The following is a 16,107-nucleotide window of genomic DNA, read 5'->3' as shown; positions in this document are numbered from 1 at the left end:
AAACTCACCACCCGCGGCGTCGCACTCGCCCGCTTCCGCGTCCTGCGCCCCCTCGTCCACGAAGTCCACGAACTGTTCACGGACTTCCTGCCGGGCATGGCACAGGCGGCCACCGCCCGCAAGAAACCCACGAAGTCCGAGCAGCGGTAGCCCCGGCTCAGATCCAGTCCAGCTCCCACAGCCGCCACACGCCCGTACCGTCCGACACGTACTGGAGGCCGCCGACGCTGCGGCTGCTGACCACGTAGTCCTTGCCCTGCCACAGCGGGATCAGCGGCACGTCCTCGGCGACCTTGTCCTGGAGCGCCTTGAAGTCGTCGGCGGTGCGGCCCCGGTCGCTGTACTGCTGGGTGCGCTGGATGATGCCGTCGACGTCCTTGTCCGAGTAGCCGGTGTGCAGGCTGTTCCCGGTGCCGACGAGCGGCTGGCTGAAGTTGTCCGGGTCCGGGAAGTCCGCGACCCAGCCCGCGGTGTACGCGTCGTAGACACCGGCCGCGTAGTTCTTCTGCATCTTGGTCCAGTCGGCCTCGGCGAGCAGGTCGACCTCGAACAGGTTGCCGTTCTCCAGCTGCTTCTTCAGCATCTCGGCCTCGGCGCCGTTGGCCCCGAGCTTGCGGTAGGCGAGCGTGAACTTCAGCGGGGTCTGCACGCCCGCCGACTTCAGCAGCGACTTCGCCTTCGCCACGTCCACCTTGGGGTAGGCGTCGAAGAAGGCCGTGCTGTGGCCGGTGAAGCCCTGCGGGATCAGCGAGAACAGCGGCTCGACCGTGCCGTCGTAGACGGCCGAGGCCAGCGCGGGCCGGTCGATCAGCGCGGCCAGCGCCTGACGGACCTTGGTCTTGGCCAGCGGGTGGCCGGGGCGCACGTTGATGTTCAGGTTGCGGGTCTCGGCGCCCGGCGTCTCGCTGATGCGGATGTTCGGGTCGCCGGGCGACAGCTTGGCGAGCACCTTCGGCGGCATCTGGCGGTGCGCCACCTCCACCTGCCGGGCCGTCCACGCCTGGTTGAGCTGGTCGGACTCGGCGAAGTAGCGGACCTCGACGGGCAGGCCCTTCTTGGAGACCGCGCCCCGGTAGTCGGGGTTCGGCTCCAGGACCGCGCTCTGGCCCTGCTTGTACGACTTGAGCAGGTACGGGCCCGAGCCGACCACGCTGTTGCCCTTGCGCAGCGACTTGTCCGGGTACGCGCTGCTGTCGACGATCGACCCGGCGCCGGTCGCGAGCTTCGACGGGAAGGTCGCGTCCTTGGTCTTCAGATTGAAGGTGACGGTGTCGCCGTCGGCCTGGACAGAGCCGAGGGAGGAGAGCAGCGAGGCGGGCCCCACATCGCTCTTGATCTTCATCACCCGGTCGAACGAGAACTTCACGTCGTCCGCGGTGATCTTCCGGCCGGACGAGAACGTCAGCCCGTCGCGCAGCTCGCACTGATACGTCATCAGCTTCAGCCCGATGAACTTGCAGCTGCGGGCCGCGTCCGGCACCGGCACCGCCGAGCCGGGCTTGAACGTCAGCAGCGACTGGTAGACGTTGCTGTACAGGGCCCAGGATCCGGCGTCATAGGCACCGGCCGGGTCCAGGGACGTGATCGCGTCCGTCGTCCCGACCGTGATCGGGTCCTTCTTCTCTCCGTCGGACGGCAGCAGCTGCCATCCCCCCACACCGGCGACCACCACTACCGCGCATATCGCCAGAACCCGCATACGGATCGACCGCATCGCCGTGCTCTCCTCGGAACGCCCCACCCTTCAGGCGGCCCGACCCCCCGGGCACACCTGTGATGGCGATCACCCAATCACACGGGTTTCACATTCGGAAGAGGAAATCTTCACTACACAGCTACTCGTTAGCCGCGCGTGACAAGGGGGTCGGGGCTACTCGTTAGCGGTCCGTGACCCGGCGGCACCAGCGGTTTCCTCGCGCAGTCGGCGTACCGAACGGAACCCGATGAGGCCGACGCCCGTCCCCAGGAGAAAGGACACGACGGCGAGGGTGAGGTGCACCCAGAAGTACGCCGTCGGGTCGCCCGCGTCGTCGAAGGCCAGCCCGCTGCCGTCCTTCCACAGGTTCTTGACGAAAGTGATCCAGATGATCCAGCTCCACACTCCGAACGCGAGCAGGAACCAGGAGACGCGGTTGCTGAGCTTCATGGAATCAGTATCACCGGGGCGAAGCGGGCACAGCCGGGCGGGTGGCGGCTCCCGGCGGGTCCCCCCTCCGGTGTTCGGATCGGCGCCCCGGACCTGTACGTTCTCGTCCGTGTCTGCTGTGAAGAAGCCCGCGAAAATCGCACTGGCGGTCGCCGTCGCCGCGCTGCTGCCCGCGCTCACCGCCGCGCCCGCGTCGGCCGTGCCGAACGATGACAAACCGGGCACCCAAGGGCAGCCCGGCAAGCCGACCGGCCCCGGCAAGGCGGGCAAGACGCGCAAGGACCCCGACCCGCCGCCGGCCGCCATGTCGACGGTCGGCGGCGCGCAGCTCGGGCAGCCCGGCACCCAGGTGAAGCTGGGCGCGGGCGCCCCGGTGCTGCCGATGGACCTGACGGGCCGCTCGTGGATCGTCGCGGACGCCGAGAACGGCCAGGTGCTGGCCTCGCACAACGCGCACTGGCGGCTGCCCCCCGCCTCCACCCTGAAGATGCTCTTCGCGGACACGGTGCTGCCGAAGTTCCCCAAGACGGACGTGCACACGGTCACCGCGGCCGACCTTGAAGGCATGGGCGAGGGCAGCAGCGTCGTCCCCGTCCACGCGAACCTGCCGTACACCGTGCACGACCTGTGGCTCGGCGTCTTCCTGCGCTCGGGCAACGACGCCGTGCACGCCCTGGCGGCGATGAACGGCGGTGTGCCCAAGACCGTCCAGGACATGCAGGCGCACGCCGACGACCTCCAGGCGCTCGACACCCATGTGGTCTCGCCGGACGGCTACGACGCACCCGGCCAGGTCTCCAGCGCGTACGACCTCACCCTGTTCGCCCGCTCGGGCCTGCAGAAGCAGGACTTCCGCGAGTACTGCTCGACCGCCTCCGCCAAGTTCCCCGGCGCCGAGGGCAAGAACAACGAGCGGGACTACTTCGAGATCCAGAACACCAACCGGCTGCTCACCGGCGAGAACGGCCTCAGCCCGTACAAGGGCATCGCGGGCGTCAAGAACGGCAACACCACCAACGCGGGCTCGACCTTCACCGGGGTCGCCGAGCGCGACGGCCGGGTGCTGCTCGTCACCGTGATGAACCCGGACTCCTCCGAGGGCCAGGCCGTCTACAAGGAGGCCGCCCGCCTCCTTGACTGGGGCTTCGCGGCGGCCGGCAAGGTCACCCCGGTGGGCGAGCTGGTCCCGCCCAAGTCGGCGGCCCCCAGCGGCGCCCCGCAGGGCTCGCAGCCCTCGGCGTCCGGCGCCCAGGGCACCGCCAAGGTGGCCGTCACCACGAAGAAGGGGCCGGGCTCCGGCGGCATCGGCACCGCGCTCGCCATCGCGGGCGGCGCGCTCGTGGTCGTCGCCGCCGGGGTGTTCCTGCTCAACCGGCGTTGGCCCCTGCCGGAGCTGGTGCGTCGGAAGCGGTGAGGTCGGGGTCGTCGGGTTTGGCCGGGGTGGCCGTCCAGGCGGCGCAGAACAGCAGCAGCTTCGCGGTGAAGTTGATCCACAGCAGCAGCGCGATGGGCACCCCGAACGCGCCGTACATGCTCTTGGCGGCGACCCCCTGCATATATCCGCCGAGCAGCAGCTTCAGCAGCTCGAACCCCACCGCGCCAATGATCCCGGCGGTCACCAGATGGCGGCGCGGCGGGGAGACCCCGGGCAGCAGGGTCAGCACGTACATCAGGACCAGGAAGTCGGCGGCGGCCGCCACCGCGATCGCCGCGATCCGCAGGAACACCCGGCCGACGCCGTTCTCGTCGATGCCCAGCTGGTCGGCGGTCCAGCCGACGGCCGTCGAGCCGATCGAGGAGGCGACGAACGAGGCGAGGCCCGCGCCGCCGAGGCCGACCAGCACCCCGCCGTCCTTGAGCGTGCGCAGGAACGGGTTCTCGCCCTCCTCGTCGTCGCGGTCCCACACCGCCCGCAGACAGCCGCGCATCGCGCCGATCCAGCCGATGCCGGTGAACAGCAGCAGCGCCCCGGCGACCACCCCGACCGTGCCCGCGTTGCGGGTCAGGTCCTGCAGATCGAGCTGGTCGGAGATGCCGGGGACCTGCTCGGCGAGGGTCTTCTGGAGCTTCTCGACGCGACCCGGGGTGAGCACGGCGGCGGCGATCGCCGCGCTCACGGTCAGCAGCGGGAAGAGCGCGAGGAAGCTGATGAAGGTGATCGCCGCGGCGAGCCGGGACCAGCGCACCCGGTCGAGCCTCTCGTACGAACGCCAGGCGTGCGTCCGCGTCAGCCGGACCACCCACGGTCCGACGACGGGAAGATTCTTCAGCCAGTCCATGACGTCCGAGTACCCCTCCGGGACCGGAAGACAAGCGTCCGTGTCCCCCAAAAGCGCAGGCAGGTGGCGAGTGCCATGCCGAACACGGCGCCCGAGAGCGTATCGGCGCGCGGCGAGGTGAAGCCGAGGCCGTAGTGCGTGACGGTGAGGCAGAGCAGTTGTACCAGCGCGCCCGCGATGTTCACCGCGAAGAACACGGCGTACTCGCGGCCCCCGGCCCGGCTGCCCCGGTAGGTACCGAAGGCGTTGCCGAGGTACGCGACGGTGCACCCCGCCACGAAGGAGAGGCACTTGGCGGTGACCGGGTCCCACGCGAGGCCCGAGCGCAGCCAGACGAAGAGGCCGAGGTCGACGGCGTACGCGCAGATCCCGGCCAGCGCGAACCCGATGAGCTCGGCCCGGCGCACGCCTCCGAGCGCCCCGCGCGCCCGCGTTCCCGCCCCCGCCGCACGCCTCACAGGTCGGCCACCGCGAGCCCGTACAGCGCGACCCACACCAGACCGATGACCACCAGCGCCCGGTCGTGCAGGACCACGTCCTCGGGGGCGCCGGCGCTCCCCCGGTCGGCGAACACGGCGTACCGCAGGATCCCGCCGATGAACGGGACCATCGACAGCTGCCGCCACGGCAGCAGCGAGCCGCCCGCCATGCCGCCGCTCTCCAGCGCCCACATGCAGTACGCGAGGACCGCGACGCCGGCCGCGAGCTGCCAGACGAACCGCAGGTAGCCGGTGGTGTACGCGTCCAGGAGCGCGCGGGTCGCGCCGCCACGCCCCTCCATCTGGACGGCTTCGGAGTACCGCTTGGCCGCGACCATGAACAGCGCGCCGAACCCGGCGGTGATCAGGAACCAGCGCGAGAGCGGGATGGCGAGCGCGACCCCGCCGATCATGGCCCGCATCAGGAACCCGGCGGTGACCACGACGAGGTCGACGACGAGGACGTGCTTGAGCTTGACGCAGTAGGCGAGCTGCATCACCACGTACCCGGTGAGCAGGGTCGCCGTCATGGCGTTGCAGGTGAGGGCCGCGCCGAGCGGAGCGAGCAGGGCGAGCAGCCCCCCGACGGCGTACGCGACCGGCACCGGCACCTGCCCGGTGGCCACCGGCCGGTGGCACTTCTGCGGATGCGCGCGGTCGGCGGCGGCGTCCCGCGCGTCGTTGACGAGGTACACGGCGGAGGCGGCGGCCGTGAACAGCACGAAGACCAGGGCGAGTTGGCGCAGGGTGTGCCGGGAGTCGAGCTGCCCGGCGGCGGCGGGCGCGGCGGCCACCAGCACGTTCTTGATCCACTGCCGGGGGCGCGCGGTCCTGAGCACGCCCGCGGGCACCCCGAGCGCGCGCCGCCCCGGGTGCCGGGCGGCCCGCTCTTCGAGAACGACGAGGCCGGGGCGGGTCATGCGGGGGCTCCGGTGGTCCGGAGCGGGGGGCGCGGGTGGCCGGGGGGCTGCGGGTTGCTCAGGGGCTGCGAGCCGCCCGGGAACTGCGGGCTGCCCACCCACCCCGCCCCCAGCCGGGCCGTGGCCGCGCCGAGGAGGGCTCCGGCCAGCACGTCCGAGGGGTAGTGGACGCCCACGACCAGCCGGGACACGCACATCGCGGCGGCGAGCGGCGGCACCAGCCGCGCCCCGGCGGGCCGCAGCGCGCCGTACGCGACGGTCGCGGCGGCCGCCGAGGTGGCGTGCGAGCTGGGGAAGGAGTGCCGTCCGGCGGTGCGCACCAGCGGCTCCCGTGCGGTCGGCCGGGGCCGCCGCACCACCCGCTTCACGCCCATGCTGATCAGATGCGCCCCCGCGACCACCACCGCGCCCCGCAGCCAGCCCGCGCGCCGCTCCCGGTCGACGGCGGCGGCGAGCGCCCCGCCCGCCAGCCACACCGCTCCGTGCTCCCCGGCGAGCGAGAACGCGCGGGCGACGGCGGCCACCCGTGGCTGCGCCCCGCAGTCGCGCAGCGCCGAAAGCAGCCGGTGGTCCGCGTCGGAGTACCGCATCTGCCACCCCAATTCCGTGAGACAGCCCCGCCGATCGGCCGTCAGCCGTACGCGACTCTCCCCGGCGGCGACGCCAGATGCGCGTCAATGCCGCTTGACACTCACTCAATCACCCATTTCGGTGAGTATCTCAATGAATAGGGCATAGCACCGCACGTAGAGCAGAACCCTCGCTACGGTCGCTCCCATGCCTGCCGCCACTCCCCCGACCCCCGTGACCGGCTGGGGCCGCACCGCCCCGACGGCCGCCCGGCTGGTCCGCCCGCGTACGTACGAGGAGGCGGTGGCCGCCGTCCTCGCGGGCGGGGCGCGCGGGTCCATCGCACGGGGCCTGGGCCGGGCGTACGGCGACGCCGCGCAGAACGCGGGCGGCGCCGTCCTGGACATGACCGGCCTGGATCGCATCCGCACGATCGATGCCGAGGCGGGCGTGGTGGTCTGCGAGGCGGGCGTCAGCCTGCACCGCCTGATGGAAGTCCTGCTGCCGCTGGGCTGGTTTGTGCCGGTGACGCCCGGGACGCGGTACGTCACGGTCGGCGGCGCGATCGGCGCGGACATCCACGGCAAGAACCACCACGGCTCGGGCGCGTTCTCGCGCCATGTGCGCGAGCTGGACCTGCTGACGGCGAACGGCGAGGTCCGCAGGCTGAAGCCCACGGACGACCTCTTCAGGGCGACGGCGGGCGGAATGGGCCTGACGGGGGTGATCCTCGCGTCCGAGCTCCAACTCCACCCCGTACAGACGTCGTTGATGACGGTGGACACGGAACGGGCGACGGACCTCGACGACTTGATGGCGAGGCTGACGGCGACGGACCACCGCTACCGCTACTCGGTGGCGTGGATCGACCTGCTGGCGCGGGGCGCGAGGACGGGCAGAGCGGTCCTGACGAGGGGCGACCACGCACCACTGGAGGCACTACCAAGGCGCGCGCAGGGCGCCCCCCTACGCTTCAAAGCGCCCCACCTCCCCTTCGTGCCAAGCCACTTCCCACCGGGCCTCCTGACCAAGGCAACAGTCAGGGCGTTCAACGAACTCTGGTACCGCAAGGCCCCGAGGCACCGCACGGGCGAGCTCCAGTCGATCGCGGCGTTCTTCCACCCCCTGGACGGCGTCCCGCACTGGAACCGGATCTACGGCAGGGGCGGCTTCGTCCAGTACCAGTTCGTGGTCGGCCACGGCCAGGAGGAGGCGCTGCGCCGCGTGGTACGCCGCATCGCGCATCGGGGCTGCCCGTCCTTCCTGGCGGTCCTCAAACGCTTCGGCGAGTCCGACCCCGGCTGGCTCTCCTTCCCGCGCCCCGGCTGGACCCTGGCCCTGGACATCCCGGCGACCCTGCCGGGCCTGGGCGGCTTCCTGGACGAGCTGGACGAGGAGGTGGCGGCAGCGGGTGGCCGGGTCTACCTGGCGAAGGACGCGAGGGTACGCCCGGAGGTACTGGTGGGGATGTATCCGAAGCTGCCGGAATTCCGCCGCCTGCGCCGCGAACTGGACCCGGAGGGGGTCTTCACCTCAGACCTCTCCCGCCGCCTGAACCTCTGACGTTCGCCATCCACTGAGGAGTGAGGAGTTACGAGATGAAGGACGCATTCGGCGCCCCGCAGTCCCTGCTGGTCCTGGGCGGTACGTCCGAGATCGGCCTGGCGACGGCGCGCCGGCTGGTGGCCCGCCGGACCCGTACGGTCTGGCTGGCGGGCCGCCCGTCGCCCGCGCTGGACGCGGCCGCGGCGGGGCTGCGGGAGCTGGGCGCGGACGTGCACACGCTGGCGTTCGACGCGCTGGACGCGGCCTCGCACGAGACGGCCCTGGACAAGGTCTTCGCCCAGGGCGACATCGACATGGTCCTGCTGGCGTTCGGGATCCTGGGCGACCAGGTACGGGACGAGGGGTCGCCCCTTGCGGCGGTACGGGTCGCGCAGACGAACTACACGGGCGCGGTCTCGGCGTCCCTGATCTGCGCGAAGGCCCTCCAGACCCAGGGCCACGGCTCCCTGGTGGTGCTCTCCTCGGTAGCGGGCGAACGCGCCCGCCGCACCAACTTCATCTACGGCTCCAGCAAGGCGGGCCTGGACGCCTTCACCCAAGGCCTCGGCGACGCCCTCCACGGCTCCGGCGTCCACGTCATGGTGGTCCGCCCCGGCTACGTCCGCACCAAGATGACCCTGGGCCTCCCGGAGACCCCCCTGGCGACGACCCCCGAGGCGGTGGCGGAGTCGATCGAGACGGGCCTGAGAAGGCGGTCGGAGGTGGTGTGGGTGCCCGGGGCCCTGAGGGTGGTGATGTCGGCACTGAGGCATGTGCCGCGGCCGATTTTCCGGAGGTTGCCGGTGTAGGGGGCAGAGCCCCGAGAAACCCACCCACCCGCCAGCGAGGCGGCGCGCAGGGCCATCCGCACAGACGGGGGCAGGGGCCGCAGGCCCCGCCCTTCACGGGCGCGGGGAACTGCGCGACCAGCCCAGCACGGTCCGCAGACGAACGAACGGGGTCCGGGGCGGAGCCCCGAAGCGGGGCGCAGGGGCCGCAGGCCCCCGCAAGGGGGTCCGGGGGCGAAGCCCCCGGGAACGAACCTTCCTCCCCCTCACCCCCGGAGGGTTAAGGGAAGGGGCGGGGTGGGGAAGCCTCACGCCCGAACAGACGGCTCATCCCGAGACCCGCCCTGCACCGGCACCCCACTCAACCCAAACCCATACTCGTACAGCTTCCGCCACACCCCGTCCCCACCCTGCTCATACAGAGCGAACCCCCCACACGTCCACTCCGCCTCGAACCCCCCCAGCTCGGCGAACGCCCGGTCCATCCCCTCCTCGGAGATCCCGTGCGCCACGGTCACATGCGGGTGGTATGGAAACTGCAGATCACGCACGAGCGGCCCCGCCGAATCCCGCACCCGCTGCTGCAACCACGCACAGTCCGCCCCACCCTCGACGACCTGCACGAACACCACCGGCGACAGTGGCCGGAACGTCCCCGTCCCGGACAGCCGCATCGGAAACGCCCGCCCCGCCGCGGCGACCTCGGCCAGATGCGCCCGGATCGCGGGCAGGCACGCCGCGTCGACCTCGGTCGGCGGAAGGAGGGTGACGTGCGTGGGAATCCCGTACGCGGCGGGATCCCCGAAGCCCGCGCGCCGCTCCTGGAGCAGGCTGCCGTACGGCTCCGGGACCGCGATCGAAACGCCGAGCGTTACGGTCCCCACGTCGTTCTCCTCCGTCGTTGTCCGGGTACGTCTGTGTCCGTCAGTGTGCAGTGTGGCGGGCGCGCCGCCGTTCTGGCCAGAGCCCTCGGCGGGGCCACAGGTCACACGGCCCGGGGCACGCCCCGGCCCACGGGCCATGCCCGCGCGCCGCACGCCCCCCCGCCCCGCCCCACCGCGCGGCTCAGTGCTTGGCGGGCAGGAACCCGACCCGCTCATATGCCGTGGCCAGCGTCTCGGCGGCGACCGCCCGCGCCTTCTCCGCACCCTTGGCCAGGACCGAGTCCAGCGTCTCGGGGTCGTCCAGATATTCCTGCGTCCGGTCCCGGAACGGCGTGACGAACTCCACCATCACCTCGGCGAGGTCCGTCTTCAGCGCCCCGTACATCTTGCCCTCGTACTCCGTCTCCAGCTCGGCGATCGTCTTGCCGGTGAGGGTGGAGTAGATGGTCAGCAGGTTGGAGACGCCCGGCTTGTTCTCGGCGTCGTACTTGATCACCGTGTCCGTGTCGGTGACCGCGCTCTTGACCTTCTTGGCCGTGGTCTTCGGCTCGTCGAGCAGGTTGATCAGGCCCTTCGGCGTGGACGCCGACTTGCTCATCTTGATCGACGGGTCCTGCAGGTCGTAGATCTTCGCCGTCTCCTTGAGGATGTACGGCTTGGGGATCTTGAACGTGTCCCCGAACCGGCCGTTGAACCGCTCGGCCAGGTCACGGGTGAGCTCGACGTGCTGGCGCTGGTCCTCGCCGACCGGGACCTCGTTGGCCTGGTAGAGCAGGATGTCCGCGACCTGGAGGATCGGGTACGTGAAGAGGCCGACGGTGGCGCGGTCGGCGCCCTGCTTCGCCGACTTGTCCTTGAACTGCGTCATACGGGACGCCTCGCCGAAGCCCGCCAGACAGTTCATGACCCAGGCGAGCTGGGCGTGCTCCGGCACGTGGCTCTGCACGAAGAGCGTGCAGCGCTCCGGGTCGAGCCCGGCGGCCAGCAGCTGGGCGGCGGCGAGCCGCGTGTTGGCCCGCAGCTCCTTCGGGTCCTGCGGAACGGTGATCGCATGCAGGTCCACGACCATGTAGAACGCGTCGTGGGACTCCTGCAGCGCCACCCACTGGCGGACCGCGCCGAGGTAGTTGCCGAGGTGGAACGAGCCTGCGGTGGGCTGGATTCCGGAGAGCACTCGCGGGCGATGCTGCATGGCGAAGCCATTCCCTTGAGGGTGGTGGTGGGCGACGGGCGGGCGATCAGAGGCCATGCTCATCATTCTCTCAGGTGGTGCGGAGAGGTCGGAAACGGTTGTGGATACGAACCCGCACCCGGCTCCAGGGACGAACCCACGAAGGGGCCGGGGGCTCCACACGAACGAGTCGGCGCGGGCACCGGGAACGTGTCCGGAACGAGTGGGAACCGATCCGCGCCGGGCGGTGTATGTGAGGTGTGAGGACGCGGGAGGGGGGCCGGATCGACGTCGACGAGGCCGCGGTGATCGCACGCGTACGCGCCGGGGAGGCGGAGGCGTACGCGGAGCTGGTGCGCGCCCACACGGCCCCGGCGCTACGGGTCGCGGCGGCGTTCGGCGCGGGGGCGGACGCGGAGGACGTGGTGCAGTCCGCGTTCTTCAAGGCGTACTGCACGCTGGGCCGCTTCCGGGACGGCTCGCCGTTCCGGCCCTGGTTGATACGGATCGTGGTGAATGAGACGAGGAACACAGTGCGCTCCTCGGCCCGCCACCGCGCCGCCACGGGCCGGGAGGCGGCGCTGACGGAGGCCGAGCCGTTGATACCGGAATCGGCGGACCCGGCGGTCGCCGCGGTCGAGGAGGAGCGCCGCGCGCAGCTCACGGCCGCGCTCGACGAGCTGAGCGAGGAGCACCGCCAGGTCGTGACCTGCCGCTATCTCCTGGAGATGGACGAGGCGGAGACGGCGGCCGCGCTGGGCTGGGCGCGCGGCACGGTGAAGTCCCGGCTCAACCGGGCGCTGCGGAAACTGGGCCGGATCCTGCCGCCGGACGTCCTGGGAGGAGGTGAGAAGGGGGATGAGTGAAGACGCCGACGACCGTCGCAAGGACGGCGGCCACACCGATGGCCGCCCCGGCGGCACCTCGCTGCCGGAGGAGCTGCGGGCGCTGGGCCGCGGCATCCGCGTGCCCGATGTGGACGGCGAGTCGATGGCCGAGCGGGTGCTGGCCCGGATCCTCGCGGAGCACGTGCCGGTGCCGGTGGCCGAGCCGCCGGGCCGCTGGGCAAGGGCCCGCGCCTGGGCCCGGCGCCGCCGGCGCGCCCTCGCGGCCGCGCTCTCGGGCCTGCTGGTGATCCTCGTCCTCACTCCCCCGGTCCGCGCGGCGGTGGCGGACTGGTTCGGCTTCGGCGGTGTGGCCGCCCGGGTCGACCCCACGGCGACGCGCGCCGGATCGCCCGGTGGCGGGGCGCCGGAGTGCACGGGCGGGACGGGTCCGCTCTCGGTGCTGGAGGCGGCGGCGCGGGCCGGGTTCGATCCGCTGCTGCCGTCGGCGCTGGGCCGACCGGCGGGCGCCTCGGTCTCGGCGGACCGCCGGATCCTGTCGGTCTGCTGGCACCCGGACGGCGGCCGGACGATCCGGATCGATGAGTTCCGGGCGACACCCGCCCCGCTCTTCTACAAGACGATCCACGTGCCCTGGGAGTCGGCGCGGGTGCACGGCGACGACTCGGCGCTGTGGTTCGCCGAGCCCCATGAGCTGCGGATGCTCCTCCAGGACGAGGAGGGGAAGCCGTACGAGCCGGTGGTGCGGACGGCGGGCCCGACGCTGGTCTGGCAGAAGCACGGCGAGCTGACCCTGCGCCTTGAGGGCGAGCCGTCGAAGTCCCGGGCACAGGAGATCGCGAATTCGACCCCCTGAAACCGGGAACCCCGGCGGCTCGGGCGGTGTACCAGAAGTGACGCGGTACGGAGGGCCCGTACCGGGGGCGGCTGGGGGATCCCATGCGGTGGCGAGGAGCACGGACGGGGACGACGAGGACTGGTTCGGCGGTACGGGGCCGGGGCCCGGGCGGGCGAAGGCGCGGCGGGCCCGTGGTGCGGGGGATCCTGTCCCTCGCCGTGGCTGTGGCACTGGGCCTGCTGGCCGCACCGACCGCACACGCGGGCGGCCCGACCAGCGTGCTGATCGTGTCCCCGGAGAGCCAGCAGACGGCCGCGCGCTACTCCTCGGACGCGGACTACTCGACGCTGATGACCCTGCTCGGCCAGCCGAACCAGGGTCAGAAGGAGCGCCCGCCGTCGCTGGACGCGGCGATGCACTCCCGCCAGATCAATGTGACCTGGATGGCCCACGACATTGCCCCATGGCGGCTGGACCGCGTGTTCACCAGCGACGACACCACCACGGTCTGGATACACACGGCGGCCGACCTCTCCCGCACCTTCAACGGCTACTGGCACCGCTCCCAGAGCCCCGCCGAACTGCGGGCACTGCTGAAGAAACTGGGGGTGATGGGCCCGGTCACGGGCACCGGCTCCACCGGGGTGGCGCCACAGGAGTGGACGACGCCACCGGCCGAGCCGGAGCCGGAGCAGGTGGAGTCGGCGACCATAACGGCCGGCAAGAGCGCCTCCACCAACTCGACGACGACCGGCTGGTGGTGGGCCCTGCCGGGCCTGACCATCGGCGCCGCACTCGCCCTGCTCATACGACCGTGGGCAACCCACCTCCCGGCCACCGTCACCGCCTCCTGGCGCAACCGCGACAAGGGGCCGCGCCAGGAGCTACGGGACGTGGACGACCGGGAAGGCGGAGACGGCCGGGACGGTGGTGCCTAGTCCGTCGGAAGGCCCGGTGCCGGGAACGCCGCCATCAGTTCGGCCACCTCGGCGCGGATGGCCGCGAGGGCGTCCTCGTCGCCGGTGCGGGCCGCGGTGACGCCCCGGTCGATCCAGTCGGCCACGGCAGCCATGTGCTGCGTACCGAGACCGCGGGAGGTGAGCGACGGGGTGCCGATCCGGATGCCCGAGGGGTCAAACGGCTTCCTCGGGTCGTACGGGACGGTGTTGTAGTTGACGACGATCCCCGCCCGGTCGAGGGCCTTCGCGGCGACCTTGCCGGGGACGTCCTTGGGGGTGAGGTCCATCAGGATCAGATGGTTGTCCGTGCCGCCGGAGACCAGGTCGAAGCCGCGCGCGAGGAGCTGCTCGGCGAGGGCCCCGGCGTTGGCGACGACGGCCTGGGCGTAGTCGCGGAAGGAGGGCTGGGCCGCCTCGTGGAGGGCGACGGCGATCGCGGCGGTGGTCTGGTTGTGCGGGCCGCCCTGGAGGCCGGGGAAGACGGCCTTGTCGATGGCCTTGGCGTGCTGCTCGCGGGACATGAGCATCGCGCCGCGCGGGCCGCGCAGGGTTTTGTGGGTGGTCGTGGAGATCACGTCCGTGTGCGGGACCGGGGACGGGTGGGCGCCACCGGCGATCAGGCCCGCGATGTGCGCGACGTCGGCGACCAGGACGGAGCCCGCCTCCCGGGCGATCTCCGCGAAGGCCGCGAAGTCGATGGTGCGGGGAAGGGCGGTGCCACCACAGAAAATGATCTTCGGTCGTTCCTTGAGGGCGAGTTCGCGTACCTCGTCGAAGTCGATGAGGCCGGTGTCGTGGCGTACGCCGTACTGGACGCCGCGGAACCACTTGCCGGTCGCGGAGACGCCCCAGCCATGGGTGAGGTGGCCGCCCATCGGCAGGGCCATGCCCATCACGGTGTCGCCGGGCTCGGCGAAGGCGAGGTAGACGGCGAGGTTGGCGGGCGAGCCGGAGTAGGGCTGGACGTTGGCGTGCTCGACGCCGAACAGCGTCTTGGCCCGCTCCACGGCGAGCGTCTCGACCTGGTCGATGTTCTGCTGGCCCTCGTAGTACCGGCGCCCCGAGTAGCCCTCGCTGTACTTGTTCTGCAGCACCGTGCCGGAGGCTTCGAGGACGGCCTGCGAGACGTAGTTCTCGCTGGGGATCAGCCGCAGGGTGTCCGACTGCAGCCGTTCCTCGGCGGCGACGAGCGCGGCGAGTTCGGGGTCGGTGGCGGAAAGGGCCGGGTGGGAAAGGGGCAGGCTCATGGCGTCCTCCGGGGTCCGTCGTGGTCCCGGGGTGCCCAGGCGGGCGGCACCTCGTGCGCATGTCACGCACGGCTTCCCCGGGGTCGCTTCCCCGTGCGCCAGTCGCCGTACGTACCACCCACCCTAACGGGCGCGCCGAGAATCAAGGTTTCCTCGTCCAGCATCCGAGCGACGAGGGAAACTGGGCGCAACCCCAGTCCCACGCCGCACGATGAAACGGAGACCCCGTGTCTACTACATCGGACGCCATCCGCTCTGCCGAGGCTCACAGTGCGCACAACTACCATCCGTTGCCCGTCGTCGTCGCCTCGGCCGAGGGCGCGTGGATGACCGATGTCGAGGGGCGCCGCTTCCTCGACATGCTCGCCGGGTACTCGGCGCTGAACTTCGGGCACGGCAACCGCCGGCTGATCGACGCGGCCAAGGCGCAGCTGGAGAGAGTGACGCTGACGTCGAGGGCGTTCCACCACGACCGGTTCGCCGAGTTCTGCGGACAGCTCGCCGAGCTGTGCGGCAAGGAGATGGTGCTGCCCATGAACACCGGGGCGGAGGCCGTCGAGACGGCCGTGAAGACCGCCCGGAAGTGGGGGTACCGGGTCAAGGGCGTGCCGGACGGGATGGCGAAGATCGTGGTCGCCGCCAACAACTTCCACGGGCGCACCACCACGATCGTCAGCTTCTCCACGGACCCGGAGGCCCGCGCGGACTACGGGCCGTACACCCCGGGGTTCGAGATCGTGCCGTACGGGGACCTGACCGCACTCTCGGCGGCCGTCACGGAGAACACCGTGGCGGTGCTCCTTGAGCCGATCCAGGGCGAGGCCGGGGTGCTGGTGCCGCCGCACGGATATCTGCCGGGCGTACGGAAGTTGACGCGCGAGCGGAACGTGCTGTTCATCGCGGACGAGATCCAGTCGGGGCTCGGCCGGACCGGGAAGACGTTCGCGTGCGAGCACGAGGACGTGGTGCCCGATCTGTATGTGCTGGGCAAGGCGCTCGGCGGCGGGGTCGTGCCGGTCTCGGCGGTGGTGGGCTCGGCGGAGGTGCTCGGGGTGTTCCGCCCCGGCGAGCACGGGTCGACCTTCGGCGGCAACCCGCTGGCGTGCGCGGTCGGCCTGGAGGTCATCGCGATGCTGCGCACCGGTGAGTACCAGCAGCGGGCGACCGAGCTCGGTGAGCACCTCCACCACGAGCTGGGGCTGCTGGCCGGCACCGGCGCGGTCGAGGCGGTGCGCGGGCGCGGCCTGTGGGCGGGCGTCGACATCAACCCGTCGTACGGGACGGGGCGGCAGATCTCCGAACAGCTCATGGACCGGGGCGTCCTGGTCAAGGACACCCATGGCTCGACGATCCGGATCGCCCCGCCGCTGGTGATCAGCAAGGAGGACCTGGACTGGGGGCTCGACCAGCTGCGGGCGGTGCTGGCGCACGAGTAG

At 71.6% G+C, this 16,107-nt stretch carries 16 protein-coding genes, 1 pseudogene and 1 riboswitch; of the genes and pseudogenes, 8 read left to right on the top strand and 9 right to left on the bottom strand.

The genetic code is table 11. The features are described from left to right. Nucleotides 1–150: pseudogene (locus IE252_RS28990) on the top strand (TetR/AcrR family transcriptional regulator); the annotation flags it as partial. A 7-nt stretch (nucleotides 151–157) separates the two neighbouring features. On the opposite strand, the gene IE252_RS28985 reads toward IE252_RS28990, so the two are convergent. Further along, entirely contained in the window at nucleotides 158–1,714 is a 1,557-nt protein-coding gene (locus IE252_RS28985) for an ABC transporter substrate-binding protein (protein WP_190092369.1), read from the bottom strand. A gap of 156 nt (nucleotides 1,715–1,870) precedes the next feature. Continuing rightward, entirely contained in the window at nucleotides 1,871–2,146 is a 276-nt protein-coding gene (locus IE252_RS43440; protein ID WP_229848849.1) for an SCO4848 family membrane protein, read from the bottom strand. 109 nt (nucleotides 2,147–2,255) lie between these two features. Here IE252_RS43440 and IE252_RS28980 point away from each other — a divergent pair, with 109 nt between their 5' ends. Beyond that, nucleotides 2,256–3,560 (top strand): D-alanyl-D-alanine carboxypeptidase family protein, encoded by a 1,305-nt coding sequence (locus IE252_RS28980; protein WP_506417295.1) that lies wholly within the window; start codon nucleotides 2,256–2,258, stop codon nucleotides 3,558–3,560. On the opposite strand, the gene IE252_RS28975 is transcribed toward IE252_RS28980, so the two are convergent. The 4 genes from IE252_RS28975 to IE252_RS28960 are packed head-to-tail and all read right to left on the bottom strand — an operon-like array spanning nucleotide 3,514 to nucleotide 6,414. Further along, nucleotides 3,514–4,425: a YihY/virulence factor BrkB family protein gene (locus IE252_RS28975; protein WP_190092367.1), complete on the bottom strand. Its 912-nt coding sequence runs from the start codon at nucleotides 4,423–4,425 to the stop codon at nucleotides 3,514–3,516. The genes IE252_RS28980 and IE252_RS28975 overlap by 47 nt on opposite strands. Then, complete coding sequence (locus IE252_RS28970; RefSeq protein ID WP_229848847.1) at nucleotides 4,413–4,832, bottom strand: GtrA family protein; 420 nt, start codon at nucleotides 4,830–4,832, stop codon at nucleotides 4,413–4,415. Before IE252_RS28970 ends, IE252_RS28975 begins: the two co-directional genes overlap by 13 nt. 47 nt (nucleotides 4,833–4,879) lie before the next feature. Beyond that, nucleotides 4,880–5,824 carry a decaprenyl-phosphate phosphoribosyltransferase gene (locus IE252_RS28965; RefSeq protein ID WP_190092365.1) on the bottom strand — a complete coding sequence of 315 codons (945 nt, stop codon included), beginning with the start codon at nucleotides 5,822–5,824 and terminating at the stop codon, nucleotides 4,880–4,882. Further along, nucleotides 5,821–6,414 carry a phosphatase PAP2 family protein gene (locus tag IE252_RS28960; protein WP_190092364.1) on the bottom strand — a complete coding sequence of 198 codons (594 nt, stop codon included), beginning with the start codon at nucleotides 6,412–6,414 and terminating at the stop codon, nucleotides 5,821–5,823. The genes IE252_RS28965 and IE252_RS28960 overlap by 4 nt, the downstream gene beginning before the upstream one ends. 187 nt (nucleotides 6,415–6,601) lie before the next feature. Between IE252_RS28960 and dprE1 the strand changes: the two genes are divergently transcribed. After that, nucleotides 6,602–7,957, top strand: coding sequence for a decaprenylphosphoryl-beta-D-ribose oxidase (dprE1, locus tag IE252_RS28955; protein WP_190092363.1), 1,356 nt, complete (start codon nucleotides 6,602–6,604; stop codon nucleotides 7,955–7,957). 35 nt (nucleotides 7,958–7,992) lie between these two features. Then, nucleotides 7,993–8,748: a decaprenylphospho-beta-D-erythro-pentofuranosid-2-ulose 2-reductase gene (gene dprE2 / locus IE252_RS28950; protein WP_190092362.1), complete on the top strand. Its 756-nt coding sequence runs from the start codon at nucleotides 7,993–7,995 to the stop codon at nucleotides 8,746–8,748. Between the two features lie 287 nt (nucleotides 8,749–9,035). On the opposite strand, the gene IE252_RS28945 is transcribed toward dprE2, so the two are convergent. Further along, nucleotides 9,036–9,611, bottom strand: coding sequence for a 2'-5' RNA ligase family protein (locus IE252_RS28945; protein ID WP_190092361.1), 576 nt, complete (start codon nucleotides 9,609–9,611; stop codon nucleotides 9,036–9,038). A gap of 181 nt (nucleotides 9,612–9,792) precedes the next feature. Then, entirely contained in the window at nucleotides 9,793–10,803 is a 1,011-nt protein-coding gene (gene trpS / locus IE252_RS28940; RefSeq protein ID WP_190092360.1) for a tryptophan--tRNA ligase, read from the bottom strand. Nucleotides 10,804–11,042: 239 nt separating this feature from the next. Here trpS and IE252_RS28935 point away from each other — a divergent pair, with 239 nt between their 5' ends. The 3 genes from IE252_RS28935 (at nucleotide 11,043) to IE252_RS28925 (ending at nucleotide 13,403) form a co-directional block, all read left to right on the top strand. Next, complete coding sequence (locus tag IE252_RS28935) at nucleotides 11,043–11,648, top strand: RNA polymerase sigma factor (RefSeq protein ID WP_190092359.1); 606 nt, start codon at nucleotides 11,043–11,045, stop codon at nucleotides 11,646–11,648. Next, entirely contained in the window at nucleotides 11,641–12,483 is an 843-nt protein-coding gene (locus IE252_RS28930) for a hypothetical protein (protein WP_229848846.1), read from the top strand. The genes IE252_RS28935 and IE252_RS28930 overlap by 8 nt, the downstream gene beginning before the upstream one ends. 200 nt (nucleotides 12,484–12,683) lie before the next feature. After that, nucleotides 12,684–13,403, top strand: a complete 720-nt coding sequence (locus IE252_RS28925; RefSeq protein WP_190092358.1) for a hypothetical protein — start codon at nucleotides 12,684–12,686, stop codon at nucleotides 13,401–13,403. Here IE252_RS28925 and glyA read toward each other — a convergent pair. Next, nucleotides 13,400–14,671: a serine hydroxymethyltransferase gene (gene glyA, locus IE252_RS28920; RefSeq protein ID WP_190092357.1), complete on the bottom strand. Its 1,272-nt coding sequence runs from the start codon at nucleotides 14,669–14,671 to the stop codon at nucleotides 13,400–13,402. The genes IE252_RS28925 and glyA overlap by 4 nt on opposite strands. 26 nt (nucleotides 14,672–14,697) lie before the next feature. After that, a riboswitch (ZMP/ZTP riboswitch) is annotated at nucleotides 14,698–14,787 on the bottom strand. Between the two features lie 111 nt (nucleotides 14,788–14,898). On the opposite strand from glyA, the gene rocD reads away from it, so the two are divergent. Beyond that, nucleotides 14,899–16,107, top strand: a complete 1,209-nt coding sequence (gene rocD, locus IE252_RS28915) for an ornithine--oxo-acid transaminase (protein WP_190092356.1) — start codon at nucleotides 14,899–14,901, stop codon at nucleotides 16,105–16,107.

The organism is Streptomyces melanogenes (assembly GCF_014649795.1).
GTDB classification, from domain to species: domain Bacteria; phylum Actinomycetota; class Actinomycetes; order Streptomycetales; family Streptomycetaceae; genus Streptomyces; species Streptomyces noboritoensis.
The sequence above is the reverse complement of the archived record's forward strand: the minus strand, read 5'-3'. Positions and strand labels throughout refer to the sequence as shown.

What these genes read in the sequence shown, in the direction of transcription:
- IE252_RS28985 (WP_190092369.1), bottom strand. Translation starts at nt 1,714, where the DNA reads ATGCGGTCGATCCGTATGCGGGTTCTGGCGATATGCGCGGTAGTGGTG.
- IE252_RS43440 (WP_229848849.1), bottom strand. Translation starts at nt 2,146, where the DNA reads ATGAAGCTCAGCAACCGCGTCTCCTGGTTCCTGCTCGCGTTCGGAGTG.
- IE252_RS28975 (WP_190092367.1), bottom strand. Translation starts at nt 4,425, where the DNA reads ATGGACTGGCTGAAGAATCTTCCCGTCGTCGGACCGTGGGTGGTCCGG.
- IE252_RS28965 (WP_190092365.1), bottom strand. Translation starts at nt 5,824, where the DNA reads ATGACCCGCCCCGGCCTCGTCGTTCTCGAAGAGCGGGCCGCCCGGCAC.
- IE252_RS28960 (WP_190092364.1), bottom strand. Translation starts at nt 6,414, where the DNA reads ATGCGGTACTCCGACGCGGACCACCGGCTGCTTTCGGCGCTGCGCGAC.
- dprE1 (WP_190092363.1), top strand. Translation starts at nt 6,602, where the DNA reads ATGCCTGCCGCCACTCCCCCGACCCCCGTGACCGGCTGGGGCCGCACC.
- dprE2 (WP_190092362.1), top strand. Translation starts at nt 7,993, where the DNA reads ATGAAGGACGCATTCGGCGCCCCGCAGTCCCTGCTGGTCCTGGGCGGT.
- trpS (WP_190092360.1), bottom strand. Translation starts at nt 10,803, where the DNA reads ATGCAGCATCGCCCGCGAGTGCTCTCCGGAATCCAGCCCACCGCAGGC.
- IE252_RS28930 (WP_229848846.1), top strand. Translation starts at nt 11,641, where the DNA reads ATGAGTGAAGACGCCGACGACCGTCGCAAGGACGGCGGCCACACCGAT.
- glyA (WP_190092357.1), bottom strand. Translation starts at nt 14,671, where the DNA reads ATGAGCCTGCCCCTTTCCCACCCGGCCCTTTCCGCCACCGACCCCGAA.